We start from the raw sequence: 351 nt of genomic DNA on the forward strand, positions 1-351 counted from the left end.
AGTAGCGAAATATACCGATAAGCCCTTCATCAATGGGTATGCCTCAAAACAAAATATCTCGCGAATTAGTAATTCGGCTGCCATTATCCAAAGTGCTGTAGGAGCCGGTCAGGTTGTGCTGTTTGCAGATGATCCTACGTATAGAAGTTATTGGCTTGGAACTGCAAGACTTTTTATTAATAGTGTACTATTATTAAGTAATAAATAAATTTTATTTTACTTTTGTCTATTATTTTAGTAGACTAAAAAAATTTAAAAAAATTGATATGTATAAAAAATATTTGTTGGGATTCTTAGTAGGCTTCTATGGTGTGATTTCCGTAAATGGACAAACAAAAACTGAATCGTTGA

At 31.9% G+C, this 351-nt stretch carries 1 protein-coding gene; it reads left to right on the forward strand.

Annotated elements, in window-relative coordinates; all coding sequences use genetic code 11:
* A partial coding sequence (locus CWC16_RS20110; RefSeq protein ID WP_212747464.1) for a hypothetical protein occupies nt 1-208 on the forward strand: 208 nt, incomplete at its 5' end.
* Between the last annotated feature and the right edge of the window lie 143 nt (nt 209-351).

The sequence above is a fragment of the Pseudoalteromonas sp. S3776 genome (assembly GCF_005886915.1).
Lineage (GTDB): Bacteria > Pseudomonadota > Gammaproteobacteria > Enterobacterales > Alteromonadaceae > Pseudoalteromonas.